The organism is Actinophytocola sp. (assembly GCF_036555685.1).
In the GTDB taxonomy this organism is placed as follows: Bacteria; Actinomycetota; Actinomycetes; order Mycobacteriales; family Pseudonocardiaceae; genus Actinophytocola.
This window is the reverse complement of sequence record NZ_DATBKY010000087.1, coordinates 1-16,992: the sequence shown is the minus strand read 5'-3', so window position 1 is coordinate 16,992 and position 16,992 is coordinate 1. Positions and strand designations below refer to the sequence as shown.

At 71.3% G+C, this 16,992-nt stretch carries 18 protein-coding genes, 2 tRNA genes and 1 pseudogene; 5 read left to right on the top strand and 16 right to left on the bottom strand.

The window, feature by feature from the left end; all coding sequences use genetic code 11:
* Window positions 1-215: 215 nt before the first annotated feature.
* The 12 genes from VH969_RS08900 to VH969_RS08845 form a co-directional block, all read right to left on the bottom strand.
* Window positions 216-288: transfer RNA gene (locus tag VH969_RS08900), tRNA-Arg, on the bottom strand.
* A 15-nt stretch (window positions 289-303) separates the two neighbouring features.
* Window positions 304-390 (bottom strand) — tRNA-Ser (locus VH969_RS08895).
* Window positions 391-477: 87 nt separating this feature from the next.
* Complete coding sequence (locus tag VH969_RS08890; RefSeq protein WP_331973159.1) at window positions 478-2,430, bottom strand: acetoacetate--CoA ligase; 1,953 nt, start codon at window positions 2,428-2,430, stop codon at window positions 478-480.
* Window positions 2,431-2,473: 43 nt separating this feature from the next.
* A complete protein-coding gene (locus tag VH969_RS08885; RefSeq protein WP_331973157.1) occupies window positions 2,474-3,232 on the bottom strand; it encodes an ESX secretion-associated protein EspG in 759 nt (252 codons plus the stop codon).
* Complete coding sequence (locus VH969_RS08880) at window positions 3,225-4,283, bottom strand: hypothetical protein (protein ID WP_331973155.1); 1,059 nt, start codon at window positions 4,281-4,283, stop codon at window positions 3,225-3,227. The genes VH969_RS08885 and VH969_RS08880 overlap by 8 nt, the downstream gene beginning before the upstream one ends.
* A gap of 2 nt (window positions 4,284-4,285) precedes the next feature.
* The gene (locus VH969_RS08875) at window positions 4,286-4,720 is read right to left on the bottom strand and encodes a hypothetical protein (RefSeq protein WP_331973153.1); all 435 of its coding nucleotides are present in this window, start codon (window positions 4,718-4,720) and stop codon (window positions 4,286-4,288) included.
* Window positions 4,721-4,952: 232 nt separating this feature from the next.
* Window positions 4,953-5,711 carry an ESX secretion-associated protein EspG gene (locus tag VH969_RS08870; protein WP_331973151.1) on the bottom strand — a complete coding sequence of 253 codons (759 nt, stop codon included), beginning with the start codon at window positions 5,709-5,711 and terminating at the stop codon, window positions 4,953-4,955.
* 30 nt (window positions 5,712-5,741) lie between these two features.
* On the bottom strand, window positions 5,742-6,428 hold the full coding sequence (locus VH969_RS08865; protein ID WP_331973149.1) for a dienelactone hydrolase family protein: 687 nt from the start codon (window positions 6,426-6,428) through the stop codon (window positions 5,742-5,744).
* A gap of 60 nt (window positions 6,429-6,488) precedes the next feature.
* Window positions 6,489-7,241, bottom strand: a complete 753-nt coding sequence (locus VH969_RS08860; RefSeq protein WP_331973147.1) for a sulfite exporter TauE/SafE family protein — start codon at window positions 7,239-7,241, stop codon at window positions 6,489-6,491.
* Window positions 7,238-7,603 carry a VOC family protein gene (locus VH969_RS08855; RefSeq protein ID WP_331973145.1) on the bottom strand — a complete coding sequence of 122 codons (366 nt, stop codon included), beginning with the start codon at window positions 7,601-7,603 and terminating at the stop codon, window positions 7,238-7,240. Before VH969_RS08855 ends, VH969_RS08860 begins: the two co-directional genes overlap by 4 nt.
* Window positions 7,604-7,934: 331 nt before the next feature.
* Entirely contained in the window at window positions 7,935-9,350 is a 1,416-nt protein-coding gene (locus tag VH969_RS08850; RefSeq protein ID WP_331973143.1) for a GNAT family N-acetyltransferase, read from the bottom strand.
* The gene (locus tag VH969_RS08845; protein ID WP_331973141.1) at window positions 9,347-10,084 is read right to left on the bottom strand and encodes a cytidylyltransferase domain-containing protein; all 738 of its coding nucleotides are present in this window, start codon (window positions 10,082-10,084) and stop codon (window positions 9,347-9,349) included. Before VH969_RS08845 ends, VH969_RS08850 begins: the two co-directional genes overlap by 4 nt.
* Before the next feature lie 40 nt (window positions 10,085-10,124).
* Between VH969_RS08845 and pseB the strand changes: the two genes are divergently transcribed.
* The 3 genes from pseB to VH969_RS08830 all read left to right on the top strand — a co-directional run bounded on the left by pseB (window position 10,125) and on the right by VH969_RS08830 (window position 13,085).
* Window positions 10,125-11,108: a UDP-N-acetylglucosamine 4,6-dehydratase (inverting) gene (gene pseB, locus VH969_RS08840; protein WP_331973139.1), complete on the top strand. Its 984-nt coding sequence runs from the start codon at window positions 10,125-10,127 to the stop codon at window positions 11,106-11,108.
* Between the two features lie 112 nt (window positions 11,109-11,220).
* On the top strand, window positions 11,221-12,360 hold the full coding sequence (locus tag VH969_RS08835) for a DegT/DnrJ/EryC1/StrS family aminotransferase (RefSeq protein ID WP_331973137.1): 1,140 nt from the start codon (window positions 11,221-11,223) through the stop codon (window positions 12,358-12,360).
* Complete coding sequence (locus VH969_RS08830; protein WP_331973135.1) at window positions 12,357-13,085, top strand: phosphotransferase enzyme family protein; 729 nt, start codon at window positions 12,357-12,359, stop codon at window positions 13,083-13,085. Before VH969_RS08835 ends, VH969_RS08830 begins: the two co-directional genes overlap by 4 nt.
* A 64-nt stretch (window positions 13,086-13,149) precedes the next feature.
* Here VH969_RS08830 and pseI read toward each other — a convergent pair whose 3' ends face one another.
* The 4 genes from pseI to VH969_RS08810 all read right to left on the bottom strand — a co-directional run bounded on the left by pseI (window position 13,150) and on the right by VH969_RS08810 (window position 15,699).
* Entirely contained in the window at window positions 13,150-14,199 is a 1,050-nt protein-coding gene (gene pseI, locus VH969_RS08825) for a pseudaminic acid synthase (protein WP_331973133.1), read from the bottom strand.
* A gap of 16 nt (window positions 14,200-14,215) precedes the next feature.
* On the bottom strand, window positions 14,216-14,437 hold the full coding sequence (locus VH969_RS08820; RefSeq protein ID WP_331973131.1) for a hypothetical protein: 222 nt from the start codon (window positions 14,435-14,437) through the stop codon (window positions 14,216-14,218).
* A 150-nt stretch (window positions 14,438-14,587) separates the two neighbouring features.
* Window positions 14,588-15,052 carry a hypothetical protein gene (locus VH969_RS08815; protein ID WP_331973129.1) on the bottom strand — a complete coding sequence of 155 codons (465 nt, stop codon included), beginning with the start codon at window positions 15,050-15,052 and terminating at the stop codon, window positions 14,588-14,590.
* Window positions 15,053-15,069: 17 nt separating this feature from the next.
* Window positions 15,070-15,699 (bottom strand): hypothetical protein, encoded by a 630-nt coding sequence (locus tag VH969_RS08810; RefSeq protein ID WP_331973161.1) that lies wholly within the window; start codon window positions 15,697-15,699, stop codon window positions 15,070-15,072.
* A gap of 141 nt (window positions 15,700-15,840) precedes the next feature.
* On the opposite strand from VH969_RS08810, the gene wzm reads away from it, so the two are divergent.
* Together wzm and VH969_RS08800 are read left to right on the top strand one after the other, a co-directional pair.
* A complete protein-coding gene (gene wzm / locus VH969_RS08805; protein WP_331973127.1) occupies window positions 15,841-16,773 on the top strand; it encodes a galactan export ABC transporter permease subunit Wzm/RfbD in 933 nt (310 codons plus the stop codon).
* Between the two features lie 16 nt (window positions 16,774-16,789).
* Window positions 16,790-16,992, top strand: a pseudogene (locus VH969_RS08800) (ABC transporter ATP-binding protein); the annotation flags it as partial.

Below are 16,992 nucleotides of genomic sequence, written 5' to 3'. Positions count from 1 at the left end.
CATCGCGACCGCTGTCGCTTCTGACTAGCCCGCGGGGGCTAGGCCTACGGCTGCGCCGCCGCGCCACCCGCGCCGCTGCGCCGAAATCGACACCAGGGTTGTTGCTTCGCACGAATCACAGCCCTGGCGTCGAAATCGACGCATCAAGGGTCCGCCGAGATCGGCGAAAACAAATCGAGGCGCGGTCTGCTGACCGCGCCTCAATTTTCCTAGAGTGCGCCCGAAGGGATTCGAACCCCTAACCTTCTGATCCGTAGTCAGATGCTCTATCCGTTGAGCTACGGGCGCATGTTCAGTTATAAGCGGAGGCTCCGGGATTTGAACCCGGGAGGGGTTGCCCCCAACCGCATTAGCAGTGCGGCGCCATAGACCAGACTAGGCGAAGCCTCCCGGGGCCCCAGGCCGCTCGGCGGATAGCCTACAGGGGGCCGTGAACGCCTCGCAAAGGACCTCCGTCCATCGCGCTGACCTGCGGGTTCAGCCCGGCAGGAAGGCCTTCAGCGAGTCCGGGTTCGCCAGGGCGTCCCGGCTCACTGCCTTCTCCGGCGGCGTGCCGGCCAGGATCTTCTTCACCGGGACCTCGCACTTCTTGCCGTTCAGGGTCCTCGGGACCTCCGCCACCTCGATGAACTTGTCCGGGACGTGCCGGGGCGACAGGGCGCCACGGAGGGTCTTGCGCAGGCGCGGCTCCAGCACGGACAGGTCGACGCCCGGAGCCACGACCACGAAGCACAGCAGCTCACCCTCCACGTTGCCCGACGTATCGATGACCAGGGAGTCCACGACCTCGTCGAAGCCCTCGACCACCCGGTAGAACTCGCTCGTGCCCATGCGGACGCCGCCGCGGTTGAGGGTCGAGTCCGAGCGGCCGTAGATCACGGCCGAACCGCGGTCCGTGATCCGGATCCAGTCGCCGTGGCGCCAGGTGTTCGGGTACGGCTCGTAGTAGGCCTCGTGCAAGCGGCTGCCGGACGGGTCGTTCCACAGGTAGATCGGCATCGACGGCATCGGGCGGGTGATCACCAGCTCGCCCACCTCGTCGACCAGCTCCCTGCCCTGCTCGTCGTACGCGGCCACCGCCGCGCCCAGCGTCCGGCACGACAGCTCACCCAACCAGACCGGCACGTCCGGCGCGGAGCCGACGAACGCCGTGCACAGGTCGGTTCCGCCGGACACCGAGCAGATCTGCACGTCCGCGCCCACCTCGTCGGCGATCCACCGGAACCCTTCCGGACTCAGCGGCGCCCCGGTCGAGCCCAGCGCGCGCAGCGCGGACAGGTCGTGGGACGCGGCCGGGGTCAGGTGCGCCTTCAGGCACGACTGGATGTACGGCGCCGACGTCCCGAAGTACGTCACGCGATGGCGCTCCGCCAGCCGCCACAGCGTGGACAGGTCCGGGTGCGCCGGGCTGCCGTCGTACATGACGACGGTCGCGCCGACCAGCAGGCCGGAGATGAGGTAGTTCCACATCATCCAGCCCGTCGTGGTGAACCAGAAGAACCGCTCGCCCGGCCCGAAGTCGCTGTGCAGCGCCAGCATCTTCAGATGCTCCAGCACGATCCCGCCGTGCCCGTGCACGATGCCCTTCGGCAGCCCGGTCGTGCCCGACGAGTACAGGACCCACAGCGGGTGGTCGAACGGCACCGGGTCGAACGCGAGCGACGCGCCCTCGTTCGCGGCGAGCAGGTTCGCCCATGGCAGCGCGCCCTCGAGCGTGGCCTCGTCCGACAGGTAGTCGATCAGGATGGTCGCGCGCAGGGACGGGATCTCGTCGCGCAGCTGCTGGACCGTGGGCCGCACGTCGAACGGCCGGCCGTTGTACACGTAGCCGTCGACCGCGAACAGGACGACCGGCTCGATCTGGGTGAACCGGTCCGCGATGGCCCGCGCGCCGAAGTCCGGCGAGCACGACGACCACGTCGCGCCCAGGCTCGCCGCCGCAAGGAACGCGACCAGCGTCTGCGGCGTGTTCGGCGCCAGCGCGACGACCCGGTCACCCTTGCGCACGCCGAGCTCGAGCAGGGCGGCCCGCACCGACGCGACCTGCCGGCGCAGCGTGCCGTACGTGACCTGCTCGGACAGGCCGTCCTCGCGCTCGAAGACCACCGCCAGGTCGTCGTCGGCCTTGCCCGGCCCCTCGCCCAGCGAATGCTCCGCGTAGTTCAGCGTCGCACCCGGGAACCACTCCGCGCCGGGCATCGCGTCGCTCGCGAGCACGCGCGACGGCCGCTCGTGGAACCTGACCTCGAGGAACTCGGCCAGCGCGGCCCAGAAGCCCTCGAGATCGGTCGTCGACCACTCCCACAGCGCCGCGTAGTCCGCCGCGTACACGCCGCGGTTCTCGCGCAGCCAGGTACGGAACGCCGCCATCCGGCTGGCCGCCACGCGCGACGGATCGGGGCGCCACAACAACTCTGGAGTGGGGGTCATGACACCAGTTCATATCCCATAACCCGGGACCTGGCCATGGTGCTTACCCACACACCTCCGCGACCATCTCGTCGGCCATCGCGGTCAACCTGGGCAGATCGGCCGGCGTCACGGTGAGCCACGCGCCATGCCGGCGAAGCGCGTACCGGCCGTCGCCGGTGTCCAGCCAGCTGACGATGCTCGACGCGCGCCGCCCGCCGCTCGAGGCACCCAGCTGGCCGCCGCCGCGGCGGGTGGTGAGGGCCGTGGCCACGACGCTCGCGTCCGCCTGGCGGAGGCCGGCGGACTGCAGGACACGGACGAAACCCGGCACGCCGTCGCGCTCGCCTTCCGCGCAGGCGTCGGCGTAGTCGGCGGCGCTGACGTTCACCGGTCGGCCCGTGCCGGCCGGCAGGGGCGCGAGCGAGCCGAGCAGCGCGCCGGCCAGCGCGGACGGTGGCACGGCGCCGAGCCGGATCTCGCCGTCGACCCGGGCGGCGGCCGCGGCGCTGCGGCCGTTCGACGCCGCGTAGCCGACGAGCGGCGAGCCCTCGCCGAGCACGCGCAGGTCGAGCGTGACCTGGCCGGTGGCGAGCGTGCGGAGGATGCCGGCGAGGTCGCGGGCGGGGTCTTGGACGGTGCCGATGTCGCGGCCGGCGAGCGCGTGGGACGCCTCGCCGGTCATCGCCGCGCGGGACTCGCGGGTGCGGCCGAGGTGGCCGACCTCGAGCGCGGCCGGCGGCTCGCCAGCGCCAATGGCGTCCCAGAGCAGGAAGAACTCCGCGGAACTCAGCTGGATCCAGCCGGACGCGGGGTCACGCACGGGGCCGGCTCTCGCCGATGACCTGCGGCGCGACGGGCTGGTCGTCGAGACCCCAGATGTCCTCGTCCTCCCTGACGCGGGACGACTTCGTGCGCTCGTCGTCCTCGCCGCCGCGTGTGCCGCCGGCGCCCATCGGCATGCCCCCGACGCTCGGGTGGCCCGGGCGTGGGGTTGCGGTACCGGCGCCCGGGCGAACGGTCTCGGGTTCGGTGGCGCCGGTGCCCGAGCCCGGCCCGGACGGCGTAGCGACTCGTCCGGGTGCGACCGGCCGGCGAGGTGAGCCGGTCTCGACCGGCGCAACGCCGTCCGGGCCCCGGCGAGCTGGGCCGGGTGGGGCCGGGGCCGGCGCGGGTGGCTGTGGCTGGGGCGGTTGCGGCGTCGGCGGTTGGTCGCCCGGGCCGGTGAACAGATGCTGGCCGACCTGCGGCGGGCTGAACTGCGGCACGGTCCCGTAGACCTCGCGGGAGGACTGCTGGAACCGCTCCATGGCGCGCGCGGCCTGGGCGTGCAGGGCCTTCTCCTGCTGGATGGGGCCGTGCGGGTCGGCGACAAGGTGCCCGGCGCCGGCGAACTCGCCGCTGGTGAACGCGCGGACGCTCGGCGCGGGGCCCGGTTGCGGCGGCGCGGGCATGTCGTCGCGGGCGTTCTTGGCGTTGTCGACCTCGATCGAGACGCAGCCGGACACCTTCGTGGCGAGCGTGCCGGCGTCGGCGGCCCAGCGGGTCAGGCCGTCGAGCGTCTCGCGGGCCAGGTCGGCGGCCTCGCCCTCCCACGAGCCGGCCGCGGCCAGGACGATCTTGCCCAGCTCGGTGCCGATGTCGGCCAGCTCGTCGCCGAGCCGGGCCCACTGCGCGGAGACGGCCATCGCACCGGTCAGATCGAGTCCACTGTGGACCATCTGGTGGAGCTCGTGGTGCGAGTAGGTCATCCAGTCGACGGCGGCGTCCAGCGAGTCCGGGTCCGGCTCGGGCGCGGGCGGCATGGGCGGCCAGCAGCGCGGCGGCACCGGGTGGTGGGGCGGGTGGCAACCGCCGGGCGCGATCGACTCCATGGTCACTCCCCCAGCTGCAGGCGGGCCGCGGCGCGGTGCAGCGCGTCGGTCGCCTGCTGGTCGGTGTTCTGATAGAGGCCGGCGGCGAGGCGGATGATCGCCTCCGCCGAGTCCAGCAGCTCGTGGAAGCGTGCGAGCACCGGCGCGACGCCGCCGTCCTCGCCGGCGGCGACCGAGCGGAGCCGGTCAGCCATGATCCGGCCGACCCAGTTGTCGCCGAAGTGCAGTGGCGTGCCGAGGGTTTCGCTGTCGCGCACGAGGTCGGCGGCGCGCAGGCGTAGCTCGGCCAGTCGCGCGAGCAGCTTCTCGGCGGCGACGAGGTCGATCTTCAGCCCGCCGGCGGCCGCGTGGTCCTTGACCTCCTCGACCTTGCCCGCGACCGGAACCAGCGCACTCCCGGCGGCGGCGCCGAACGGAGGCAGCGGCGCTTCGGTCATCGTGAACTCCCCCATGACGGCTGTACACCCGCAGAGACAGTACCGCCAAGCCGTCCGCACGACCGCCGAAACAACCCACGCGCGCACGCGCGTGCAGAACTCAAGAAACGTAAGCCCCCACCCTCTCCGGGGGCACCCCTCGTGACCGTCAGTCTATCGGGTAGAGCTGACTAAATCAGGGGTGCGCTGGGCCTGTGGACAACTCGGGGTCGCGAATGGACGGTTCGGTCGGTCAGAGGGTCGCGATCAGGCGGGTCAGGCGTTCCTCGATGCGAGCCGTGTCCGCGGGTGCGACCGTCAGCCACTCGACGCGGTCCCGGCCGGCCTCCACGTGTACGAGGTACCGACCCGCCGCCGTGTCGAACCAGTTGACCACCGGGGTGCGGGTTCGGCGGCCGACCTTGTCGACGCTGTTCGCCGCCAACTGGCCGCCGCCGTGGCGGGCTGACTCCACGAGCGTGATCACCGTGCGCAGGTCGCGGCCGGTCACGCCCGCACCGGTAAGCGTGCGCTCCAGGCCGACGTAGCCGGTGCGCTGGTACTCGTCGATCGACTCGTCGAACGCCGGGCGTGGCAGGCGTGCCGCCCCGCCCGGGCCCGGCTTCTCGTCCGGCACCAGCGCGATCACCGCGCGCACGACCTTGCCGTCGCGGACGGGCACGACCCTGACCTCGTCGTCGGTCTGGGCCACGAGCACGCCCTCCGTGCCGCGGCCCGCCGCCAGCACCCGCACGTACTCGCCGACCGACAGCTGCCCGTCGATGGTGAACGGGCCGCGCGCGGCGAGCGTCAGCAGCTCCTCCAGCCGCGGCGACAGCACTACACCGTCGTGCAAACCCTTGGCACGCAACGACTCCCGCACCCGCACGCGCAGCTCGGCGCGCTCCTCCATGGTCTCGCCGTGCGAGCGCACGTCGATGGGATACGGCGTCTCGCCCACGCCGAGGTGCTCCCAGATGAAGTCGAACTCCAGGTGGGACAGGCTTGTCACGCCGCCAAGCATGCCCTAGCGGGCGCCGCGTCAGCGCAGGTGGGCGTCGAACCAGTTGAGCATCCGCTGCCAGGCCTCGAACGCGCCGTCCGGGTGGATGTCGAACCGGTGGTCAGCGGCCGGGAACAGCAGTACGTCGCTCGCCGACTCCGAGCGGTTCGCGGCGTCGCGCAGCGCTTCGACCTCGTCGGCGTACTTGTCCCCGTAGAGCCCGAGCCACGGGCAGCGCAGCCGCGCCGCGACGTCGACCAGCGCGGGCATCCCGGGCGACAGCGGCTGCATGATCCCGCCGCCACCGGCGACCGATACCGCCGCGCCGATGCCCCGGCTCGCGGCCACGACCAACGCCACCGCACCGCCGAGCTCGAAGCCGACGACGCCGATCCGGTCCGCGCCGATCCCGTGCTGGGCGAGCCAGCCGAACGCGATGTCGGTGTCGGCGAGCACGGAGTCACCCGACAGCCCGTTCACCAGATCGGCCGCCAGCGACTCGTCGACTTCGGACGATCCCTCCGCACCGTGGTAGATGTGCGGCACCACGACGAGCCAGCCCTCCGCGGCCAGGCCGTCAGCCAGCGCACGAACGGTCTCGGTGATCCCGCGAGCCTCGTGCACCACGACCAAGCCGCCGCGGATGACACCTGGCGGTTCGGAGATGGTCATCCGGAGCGCACGCCCGTCGACCAGCTGGACAGGTTCGGTACGGGTGGCTGACATCTCGATACCCAATCATGTGGAGGTGAACGCAAGTCAACGAATCCGACCCGAATGGAGTAATCAGCCGACCACGAGCTGCACAACGGCGACGAGGCCGACGATGACGACCAACGCACGGAGGTATGCGGGTCGCAGCCTCCGGCCGTAGCGCGCACCGAGCTGGCCTCCGACCGTAGCGCCGAGCGCGAGCAGGAGCACGACGAACCAGGCGACGTCCGCGACGAACACGAACACGAGGCCGGACACCAGGTACGCGGTCGCGGTGGTCACGTTCTTCACGGCGTTGAGCCGCTGCAGGTGTTCGGGCAGCGCCATTCCCATCATCGCCAGGACGATCACGCCCTGCGACGCGCCGAAGTAGCCGCCGTAGATGCCCGTCAGGAAGATCCCGAGCATCAACCAGGGGCCGCCATGCTCCGGACGGTCGCGCCGGTGCGCCAGGCGGCGGGCGATCCACGGTTGGAGCGCGACGAGCGCCACGGCGATGAGGATCAGCCCCGGGACGACGGCTTCGAACGCCGCGTGTGGCAGGACGAGCAACAGGATCGAGCCGATGAGCGCGCCGACCGCGGTCGTCCCGCCGAGCCGGATGAGCCGGGCGCGCTGGCCGGCGAGCTCGCGCCGGTAGCCGAACGCGCCGCTGACCGAACCGGGCAGCAGGCCGATGCCGTTGGACACGTTGGCGATCACGGGCGGGTAGCCGACGGCGAGCAGCACCGGGAAGGTCACGAGCGTGCCGGACCCGACGGCGGCGTTCATGGTGCCGGCGACCATGCCCGCGCCCGCGACCGCCAGATCTTGCAGCGGCGTCACCGCGGTGCGAACACGCAGAACTCGTTGCCCTCGGGGTCGGCCAAGACGGCCCAGTCGATGTCGTCGCCGCGGGCCCGAAGGAGCGTGGCGCCCAGTTCGACGAGCTCGTCGACGTCGCCGTAGACGTCGAGGTGCATGCGGTTCTTGACCGCCTTGCGTTCGGCGACCGGCTGGACCCAGATGAGGGGTCCGGCGCCGGTGGGGTCGACGATCGGGACCGGCCAGTCGAGCGGGCGCAGCCAGCCGTCCCCGGGCGGCTCGAGCTCGTCCTTGCGCACGTAGTCCATCGCGGTGCACCACCAGTCGGCGAGCTTGTGGTGATCCTTCGCGTCGAGGACCAGATCCTTGAAGCGTGCTGCCATGCCCGCATCGTTGCACGTGAACCGGTGCCGTCGAGCTGTGCGATTCGGCACGCCGGCCGCCGGGATCGTGCCCGTGGCGGGGAGCACGCCGCGCACGTTTCTCCACTTCGGACAGAGGCGCGGCCTCCGGCCCCCGCGTTTCCAGGCTACGGCCCCCCGCCGACATTCCCGGCCGACCACGCCCACCCCTGTGGATCGCCTCTGCCGCCCCGAGACCAAAGCTCCCGCGCGCGCACGCGCGTGCTGAACCCGAGTACCGAACGCCCCCACCCTCTCCGGGGGCACCCCTCGTGACCGTCAGTTTACCGGGGAGGGCTGACAAAGAGGGAGGTCACGGCCGTTCTGTGGACAAGTCGGCCGGTTGTGGACAACCTTGTTTGGCCAGCCAGACGTACGAGCCGTCGGGTGGGCGGGCCGTTGGCTCGTAGCCGGCATGGTGGAACAGGGTCAGTGACGGCTTGTTGGCCTCGTGGACGTTCGCCAGGATCTGGGTTGCCGGGTGACGCGCTTGCAGGGCACCTTCGCCGATCATGAGCAGGCGGGACGCGAGGCCCTTGCCCCGGTCGGCGGGGGCCACCGTGATGCTGACCTCCCACGTGCCCGGCTCGAGCCGGTCGAAGCGGACGGTGCCCACCGGATGGTCGGTCTCCGCGATCAGCAGCAGGCGGTCCGGGTTCTCGAGCGAGTTGTGCAGCCATGCCTGGTGCACACCTTCGGCCACGGGCTGGTGACCCCTCGACCATCTCAGCGTTTCCGGGTCGTTGCGCCAGGTCAGCAACAGCCCTGCGTCGGCGGGGCTCGCCGGGCGGATCGTCAGTTCGCAGGCGTCCAGGATTCGGCTCGCGCCTCGGCCGTCGACCAGCTTCGAGCCGGCTCGGCTCAGGGCGGAGCGGCGGTCGGGGTCGTGGAGGAGCGCGCGCAACGCGGGTACCGCGGCGGGGAGGTCCGCCACCGTGCCCAGGCCGGCGGCCAGTCCCTGGTCGACCGCCGCTCGGTAACCCGTCGCCTGGTTGTCGGCCAGCTGGACCAGCGCACCCGGGACACCCAGGCAGCACAGCTCCAGCAGCGTCACGCCCGCCGCACTGATCACCAGGTCGGCTCGCGCCAGCAGGGCCGGCAGTGCGGGCGTCGGGGGCTCGACCACGAACTTCTGACCACCGGCCGGGTCCACGTGCACGGAGGCCGTGGAGATCGCGCGGGCGACCAGTGGGACGCCGGTGTCGCGAAGGGCGCTCAACGCTGCCGAGACCGCTTCGCCGGTGGCGCCGCCACCCATCACGACCACGACCTGAAGCGAGTCGGCGCCCCGGCGGCTCGCGCGGGCTTCGACCACATCCGAGCGCAGCGGGGCGAACCGCGGGCCGGCCAGGACGACCGGTGAGCCGTCCGGCGGCCGGGGCGCGACGACCAGGTTCGCGTCGACCACCACGTCCGCCGCACGGCGGCCGAACGGACCGTCCTCCAGGGACACCAGGCGTGCCGCCTCGCGCACGTCCGGCAGCTCGCCAAGCCCGTAGTGGTCGACGACGACGATGTCGGCATCGGCCGGGGCGAACCGCTCGGCCGGCACGATCGGGACGTCCAGCGTGGACAGGCGCGCGACCAGCCAGTCCGCAACCGTCACCGAACCGGCCAGCACCACTCGCCAGCCCCGGGCCACCGCCGCCTCCGCGAGCGCCACGCACCGCGACAGGTGGCCGACGCCGATCGACGGGCCGGCGTCGGCACGCAGCAGCAGCGTGGTCATGCCGTGGGCAGGGATTTCTGCACGACCTCGGCGTTCAGCGCCACCAGGTCCGGCCGCGACCGCAGCAGCGCGACCACGTCCCGCCACCTCGGCACGCCGTCGCCGAGCGCGGCGACCACCGCGTCGAGCAGTGCCGCGTCCGGCGGGGTGTCGAGCGTGACCCGCAGGTCGGAGTGGTCCTCGCCGGCGACCACGCCCGCGCAGCGGTAGGTGGCCGGTCGCGTGTAGATGCCCGACGTGACGTGCTCGCGGTGCGCGCCGGTCGCCGTCTCGTGTTGCTCGGCCAGCACGTCGCGGCGCACCAGCTCCACGTCGAACCCGCGCGGCAGCGTGCGCACGAGGACGTTGCTCACGTACTGCAGCTGCGGGTCGGCCAGCCACACGCCCACGACCTGCGCGATCAGGGCCGGATCGTGCAGTGGACAGTCGGCGGTCAGCCGGACCACCGCGTCGCACGGATGGGCTTCGGCGGCCAGTTCGTAACGATCGAGTACGTCGTCGAGCGGACCGCGGACCACGGCCGCACCGCAGCGGACCGCCTCCTCGGCGACCGGGTCGTCGTCGGCCGCGGTCGACGTCGCGACGATCACCGTGCCGATGTGCGCAGCGTGTGCCGCGGCCCGGATCGCCCAGCTCAGGACACTGCGCCCGCCGAGCGGCCGGAGCACCTTGCCGGGCAGCCTCGTGGACGAGTGCCGTGCCTGGATGACCGCGTTGACTCGCACGGGTGCCATGATGGCGCACTGGCGCAGCGGAGATCTCTCGGAGGTAACGATGGCTTTGCTGGATGGGGCCAGCATCCTGCTCACCGGCGGGACCGGGTCGTTCGGCAAGGCGTTCACCGCATACGCGCTGGAACACCTCAACCCGCGGCGGCTGGTGATCCTCTCGCGTGACGAGCTCAAGCAGTACGAGGCGCGCCAGCTGTTCGGCGACGACCCGCGGCTGCGCTGGTTCATCGGCGACGTGCGCGACCGGCGCCGCCTGGAACGCGCGATGCACGATGTGGACTTCGTAGTGCACGCCGCCGCGCTCAAGCAGGTCGACACCGCCGAGTACAACCCGTTCGAGTTCGTCCAGACGAACGTCACGGGATCGCAGAACGTGATCGAGGCGGCCATCGACTGCGGCGTGCAGAAGGTCGTCGCGCTGTCCACGGACAAGGCATCGAGCCCGATCAACCTGTACGGCGCCACGAAGCTGTGCGCCGACCGGCTGTTCATCAGCGGCAACCACTACGCGGCCGGCCACCCGACGCGGTTCTCCGTGGTGCGCTACGGCAACGTGATGGGCTCGCGCGGCAGCGTCATCCCGTTCTTCCGCGCGCTCGCGGAGCGTGGCGAGGCGCTGCCGATCACGGACCTGCGGATGACGCGGTTCTGGATCACGCTGCCGCAGGCGGTCGAGTTCGTGGTCCGCTCGTTCGACCTCATGCACGGCGGGGAGCTGTACGTGCCGCGCATCCCGAGCATGCGGCTGGTCGACCTGGCCCGGGTGATCGCGCCGAACAGCCCGATGAAGGAGGTCGGCGTGCGGCCCGGCGAGAAGCTGCACGAGGAGATGATCGCGGCGGACGACGCCCGCCGGACGCTGCTGCTCGGCGACCGGTACGTCGTGATGCCGCACATCGCGGGCTGGGGTTACGAGCCGCCGGAGGACGGGACGCCGGTGCCGGAGGGCTGGGCATACCGCTCGGACTCCAACGACCTGTGGCTCACCGACGACGACCTGCGCGCGCTGGTCGAGCAGTATGGGTGAGCGGGAGCGGAGCCGCGTACGCCGTCCAGGCTGACGAGCGCGCGCAGGGAGCCGCCGGCGCCGAGGACGGTGGAGGGAGACGGCGGATCAGCGCCGGAGCGGAGCGAACAGATTGAGCACAGCTGACTTCCTGCCCTACGGCCGCCAGTCCATTGTGGAGGATGACGTCGCGGCGGTGGCCGCCGTGTTGCGGGGCGACTGGCTGACGACCGGTCCCGCGGTCACGAGGTTCGAGTCGGACATCGCGGCCGTCACGGGTGGGGTGCCCGCCGTGGCGGTGACCTCGGGGACCGCAGCGCTGCACGTCGCCTACGCCGCAGCCGGGGTCGGGCCGGGCGACGAGGTCGTGTGCGCGCCGATGACGTTCGTGGCGACGGCCGCGACGGCCGCGCTGCTCGGGGCGAAGGTCGTGTTCGCGGACGTGTCGCCGGAGACCGGAAACCTCCTACCGGAGGCGGCGGCCGCCGCGGTCACGTCGCGGACCAAGGTCGTCGCCGCGGTCGACTACGCGGGGCACCCGGCCGACCTCGCCACACTGTCCACTGTGGCGCATGACGCGGGCGCGCTGCTGCTCGAGGACGCGGCGCACTCGATCGGCGGGACGTGGCACGGGCGGCCGGTCGGCTCGCTCGCGGACCTCACGACGTTCTCCTTCTTCCCGACGAAGAACCTGACCACCGCCGAGGGTGGCGCCGTGGCCTGCGCCGACCCGGATCTGTTGCGGCGGGCGCAGGAGTTCCGCAACCACGGGCTGGTGCGTGACCGCGACCGGCAGCGGTGGCCGGACGAGGGCGGCTGGCACCAGGAGGTGCACGAGTTCGGGCTGAACTACCGGCTGCCGGACGTGCTGTGCGCCCTGGGCTCGAGCCAGCTGCGTCGGCTCGACTGGTTCGTGTCGCGCCGGGCCGCTCTCCACGCGCGCTACGCCGCCGGCCTGTCCGATGTGGAGGGTGTGGCGCTGCCGGTGACGCTGCCCGGCGCGGCGCCGGCGTGGCATCTGTACCCGCTGCGGGTCCTCGACGGGCGCCGGCGGGCGCTGTATGAGTACCTGCGGGAGAACGGGATCGGGGTGCAGGTCAACTACATCCCGGCGTACTGGCATCCGGTGTTCGCCGACCTCGGGTACCGGCGCGGGCTGTGCCCGGGGGCCGAGCGGTTCTACGCGGAGGAGCTGTCGCTGCCGCTGTTCCCGGACCTGACGGACGCGGCTGTGGACCGGGTGATCTCGCTGGTCCGCGACTTCTTCGGGTGAACCTCTCGGCGTGGGGGCCGGTCGTGGTGGTCGGGCGGCTCGGCGGCGGGCACCGGAACTCGGTGCTCGAGGTCCGGTCGCCGGGCGGGCCACGGCTGGTGGCGCGGCGGTCCCGGCGGCCGGCCGACGCCCTGGACTGGGAGCTGGACCTGCTGTCGTTCCTCGCCGCCCGGGGCTTTCTGGTGCCGTCGGTGGTGCCCACTGTGGACGGCCGGCGGCACGTGGACGGGGTCGTGGTGCAGGAGTGGCTGCCGGGGCGGGAGCCGGCCGGGCCCGAGTGGCCGTTGGTTGCGGCCGAGCTGCGGCGGCTGCATGCGGTGACCCGCTCGTGGCCGCAGCGGCCCGGGTTCCGCTCGACGGCCGAGCTGCTGGTGCACGACTCCGGTGGCGATGTGGATCTTCGCGCGATGCCGTCCGCGGCGGTTGCCGCGTGCCGGCGGGCGTGGCGTGCGCTGTCGGCGGAGTCTGCCGTGGTGCACGGGGATCCGTGCGCGGCGAACGTGCGGGTGAGTTCGGCCGGGGTCGGGTTCCTCGACTGGGACGAGGCACGGGTCGATCACCCGGACCTGGACCTGGCGGACCTGCCGGGCGCTGGCCAGCCGGGAGCTGAGCTGCCGGAGCCGCGCGGGCGGATCGCGCGGGCGGCGGTGCACGCGTGGGAGGCGGCGGCCGGGTGGCGGCTGGAACCGGAGTACGCGCGGCGGCGCCTGGCCGAGCTGGGCTGAGGTGCGAACCGGCGGCCTCCGGCCCGGTTTCCAGCGGGATTGACCGGCTACAGGCGCCCGGACCTCAGATCAAGTCCCAGGTCAGCGGGGTCCCCTTCGGCGCGGCCTTGCGGAAGTGACGGCCCAGCACCGTCTCCAGCGCCGCCGGGGGCAGGCCGCCCGCGGGGCGGATCGAGCGGACGTTCTCCCGGGTGACCTCGTCGCCCTCGGCCACGTCCGCGACCACGTACAGGGAGCGGCGCACGCGGAGGACCTCTCGCTCGCTCTCCCGTGGGCCGATGTGCGGGGTACCCAGGGCCTGCCAGGCGCGCTCGGTCTCGGTCACCAGGGCCGACAGCTCGGCCGGTTCCAGGGAGAAGTCGCTGTCGACCCCGCCGTCGGCGCGGGAGAGGGTCACGTGCTTCTCGATCGCGCAGGCGCCCAGGGCCACGGCCGCCACCGGGACGCCGATGCCCATCGTGTGGTCGGACAGGCCCGGGACCACGTCGAACGCGTCCCCGATCAGGGACAGGCCGCGCAGGTTGGAGTCCGAGGGCGACGCCGGGTACGACGCCGTGCAGCCGAGGACGATCAGCTGGTCGTTGCCGGCCGCGCGGGCCGTGGCGACCGCGGCGTGGATCTCCGCCACGTTGGCCGTGCCCGTCGAGATCACCAGGGGCTTGCCGGTGCGCGCGCACAGGTCGATCAGCGGCAGGTCGACGATCTCCGCGGAGGCGATCTTGTACGCGGGTGCGTCGAGGGACTCGAGCAGCGAGACGGCGGTCGGGTCGAAGGGGCTGGAGAACACGGTCAGGCCCAGGGAATGCGCCCGGGAAAAGATCGGCTCGTGCCATTCCCACGGGGTGTGGGCCTTCTCGTACAGGCGATAGAGATTCTCGCCGCCCCACAGGGAATGGTCGTCCGAGATGCGGAACGCCGGCAGGTCCACGTCGATCGTGATGGTGTCCGCGCGATAGGTCTGGAGCTTCAGCGCCTGCGCGCCGGCGGCGGCCACGGCGTCGACGATCGCGAGCGCGCGGTCGAGCGAGCCGTTGTGGTTGCCGGACATCTCGGCGATGACGAACGGCCGGTGTCCCGGGCCGATCGTGTGCTTGCCGATCGTGACCTCGCGCATGGAGGCCAAAGTACAACTAGGAGGCGCGCCAGTTCGCTTCGCCGTAGGTGTCGGCGAGCATGTCGCCGAAGATCAGGAGGCAGGCCAGACAGCGCTCGCCGTCGTCCGTGCAGGTGATCTTGGTGTTGGGGACGCTGTGCTCGCAGAGAGCTTCACCGAAGTCGCGCCCGGCTTCGTCGGCGCCGAACGCGTGTACCCGATTGTCGTAACCGGATAACCACCACTGGACGTCTACCATGGCCCCGACCTCCCACAACCTGTGTGTATCCGTAGGGTGCAACAGCGGCGGGGCGACTTGAGTGTTGAGTAGGTGACTCTTGCGGTCAACTATTCACAGTTGAATCGTAAACTGGGAATACTGGTAACAGAGCGTTGTATACAGCCGGATTCAGTTACTGCCAGTACGATCTTCGAGTTTGCGCAACCGGTCCTCGTACTGCGCGACCGCCGTCAGCCGCACCCGGATCTGGCTGTGCTCGCGGCGGATCTCGTCGATCAACGCGCGCGACTCGTCGATCTGCGGCTGGTCCGCGGCCGGCAGCGCGGCGAGCTTCTCGCGCAGCGACTCCAGCTGCGACTCCTGCGCGGCGATCTGCGGGATGATCCGCTCCAGCTCGTTGGCCGACCAGTGCTGGGCCTTCTCGACCTCACGGAACCGCCGCTCGAGCTCGGCCAGCCGGTCCATGCGCTGCCGCTGCTCGTCGAGCCGGCGCTCGTGCGCGTCGACCATGCCGTACAGCTGGAAGAGCCGGTTGCCCGCGACCGGGTGGTTGATCCGCCAGTCGATCAACTTGCCGATGCGGTCGGACACCAGCTTGCGCATCGTGGTGAGACGGCTGTAAGGCTTGGTCAACTTCTCAATCCTCGGACTCAACGGAGCAGGATGGTTCGGCTGGTCTGCAGCCACGACTCGAGCAGCCGCGCCTCGGCGGCGATCTGGTGCTCCGGCCCGACGACACAGGAGTCACCGGCGGCATGCATCCAGGATGTCTGGTTCGGGTCGTCGATGAAAGAGAACCCGGTGAGGATCAGCTCCGCCTCCGGGTAGTTCGTGCGCGCGATCCAGGCGGCCATCGTGCCGGTCGTCGACCAGGTCGCCTGCTCCCCGGTCGGCAGGCCCAGCGCGTCGGACAGGGGCAGCGTGACCTCGCGGTTCGACACCGGCACGAAGCCCAGGTCGGCCGGCCACCAGCCCGGGACCAGGTCCGGCTCCCAGTGCAGCCGGCCCGGCTCGACCATCAGGTACAGCCGCTGCCGGTAGTTCTCGAAGACCCACCTCGTCGCGCGCAGCGCGCGGTTGAACACGACGGCGTGACACTTGCCGCCCACGGTCGGCGGCGTGCCCGGATCGTCGAGCTTGAAGCCGTTCACCCGAATCACGAGGTCGGCGGCATCGACGGCCTTGGCACGCTCCTCGTCCGGTTCGAGCGGCTGGTTGCCGACGACCGCGACGCGGCGGGGTTCCGGGTGGTCGGCATAGACGTCCAGTAGCGAGCGCAACACGCTCTGCCCATTGGAGTTGTCGACCATGAGCGGACAAGGTACCAGCCGCCGAGTCCCACTTTCGGGCGGCTACCCCAGGTCGGGGCGGCATTCCGGCCCCTGCTGGGCGGCAGATCGCCGCCGGTAGGCTCGACACTCGTGCCAGCAACCGCCACGGCCGAGCAGGAGCAGGCCCCACCACCACCGACCCGGTCCTCCCGTAGCTGGGGCCGGGCCTGGGAAGACATCCACGAGGGCATCAAGCAGCGCGAGCTGTGGGGGCACCTCGGATGGCAGGACATCAAACAGCGCTACCGCCGGTCGGTCATCGGCCCGCTGTGGATCACGCTGTCGATGGCCATCACCGCGCTTGGGCTGGGCCTGCTCTACTCCGTCCTGTTCGACGCGAAGATCCCCACCTACCTGCCGTACATCACGGTCGGGTTCATCGTGTGGAACTTCATCCTCGGCTGCCTGACCGAGGGCACCGAGACGTTCATCCGCAACGAGGGCCTGATCAAGCACCTGCCGGCGCCGATCACCGTGTACGCGCTTCGCGTGGTGTGGCGGCTGACGCTGATGTTCGCGCACAACCTGCTGGTCTACGTCGTCGTGGTGGCCGTCTACTGGGGCGCCCTGAGCCAGCCCGGGTACACGATCACCAAGGATCCCAACGCCGCGCCGCAACCGGGCATCACCTGGGCAATCCTGTGGGCGATCCCGGCGTTCGTACTGCTCGCGATCAACGGCGGCTGGGTCGCGTTGCTGCTCGGCATCATCTCGACGCGCTACCGGGACATCCCGCCGGTCATCATCAGCTTCACGCAGCTGCTGTTCTTCATGACGCCGATCGTGTGGACGACCGACATCCTGACGAACTCGGTCGTGCCGGGCGGGGACGGCCAGTGGCGGATCCTCGTGGCCGAGCTGAACCCGCTCTACCACTACGTCGAGATCCTGCGGGCGCCGCTGATCGGCAACACGCAGAGCTGGCATCACTGGGTCGTGGTGGGTGCGTTTACCGTGGTGGGGTGGGGCCTGGCCCTCCTGGCCATGCGCAACTACCGTGCCCGGGTCTCCTACTGGGTCTGAGTGAGGCGATAACGACATGGTGAGCATCGACGTCTGGAACGCCTCGGTCGACTTCCCGATCTTCGACGCGAAGTCCCGGTCACTGAAGAAGGCGGTCCTCGGCAAGGTCGGCGGCAAGATCGGCACCGAGCAGAAGGTGCCGATCATCGAGGCGCTGCACGACATCTCCGTGTCCCTCAAGGAGGGCGACCGGGTCGGCCTCGTGGGACACAACGGCGC

What these genes read in the sequence shown, in the direction of transcription:
- VH969_RS08850 (WP_331973143.1), bottom strand. Translation starts at nt 9,350, where the DNA reads ATGACCACGCTGCTGCTGCGTGCCGACGCCGGCCCGTCGATCGGCGTC.
- VH969_RS08865 (WP_331973149.1), bottom strand. Translation starts at nt 6,428, where the DNA reads ATGTCAGCCACCCGTACCGAACCTGTCCAGCTGGTCGACGGGCGTGCG.
- VH969_RS08880 (WP_331973155.1), bottom strand. Translation starts at nt 4,283, where the DNA reads ATGGAGTCGATCGCGCCCGGCGGTTGCCACCCGCCCCACCACCCGGTG.
- VH969_RS08845 (WP_331973141.1), bottom strand. Translation starts at nt 10,084, where the DNA reads ATGGCACCCGTGCGAGTCAACGCGGTCATCCAGGCACGGCACTCGTCC.
- VH969_RS08855 (WP_331973145.1), bottom strand. Translation starts at nt 7,603, where the DNA reads ATGGCAGCACGCTTCAAGGATCTGGTCCTCGACGCGAAGGATCACCAC.
- pseI (WP_331973133.1), bottom strand. Translation starts at nt 14,199, where the DNA reads ATGCGCGAGGTCACGATCGGCAAGCACACGATCGGCCCGGGACACCGG.
- pseB (WP_331973139.1), top strand. Translation starts at nt 10,125, where the DNA reads ATGGCTTTGCTGGATGGGGCCAGCATCCTGCTCACCGGCGGGACCGGG.
- VH969_RS08875 (WP_331973153.1), bottom strand. Translation starts at nt 4,720, where the DNA reads ATGACCGAAGCGCCGCTGCCTCCGTTCGGCGCCGCCGCCGGGAGTGCG.
- VH969_RS08890 (WP_331973159.1), bottom strand. Translation starts at nt 2,430, where the DNA reads ATGACCCCCACTCCAGAGTTGTTGTGGCGCCCCGATCCGTCGCGCGTG.
- VH969_RS08820 (WP_331973131.1), bottom strand. Translation starts at nt 14,437, where the DNA reads ATGGTAGACGTCCAGTGGTGGTTATCCGGTTACGACAATCGGGTACAC.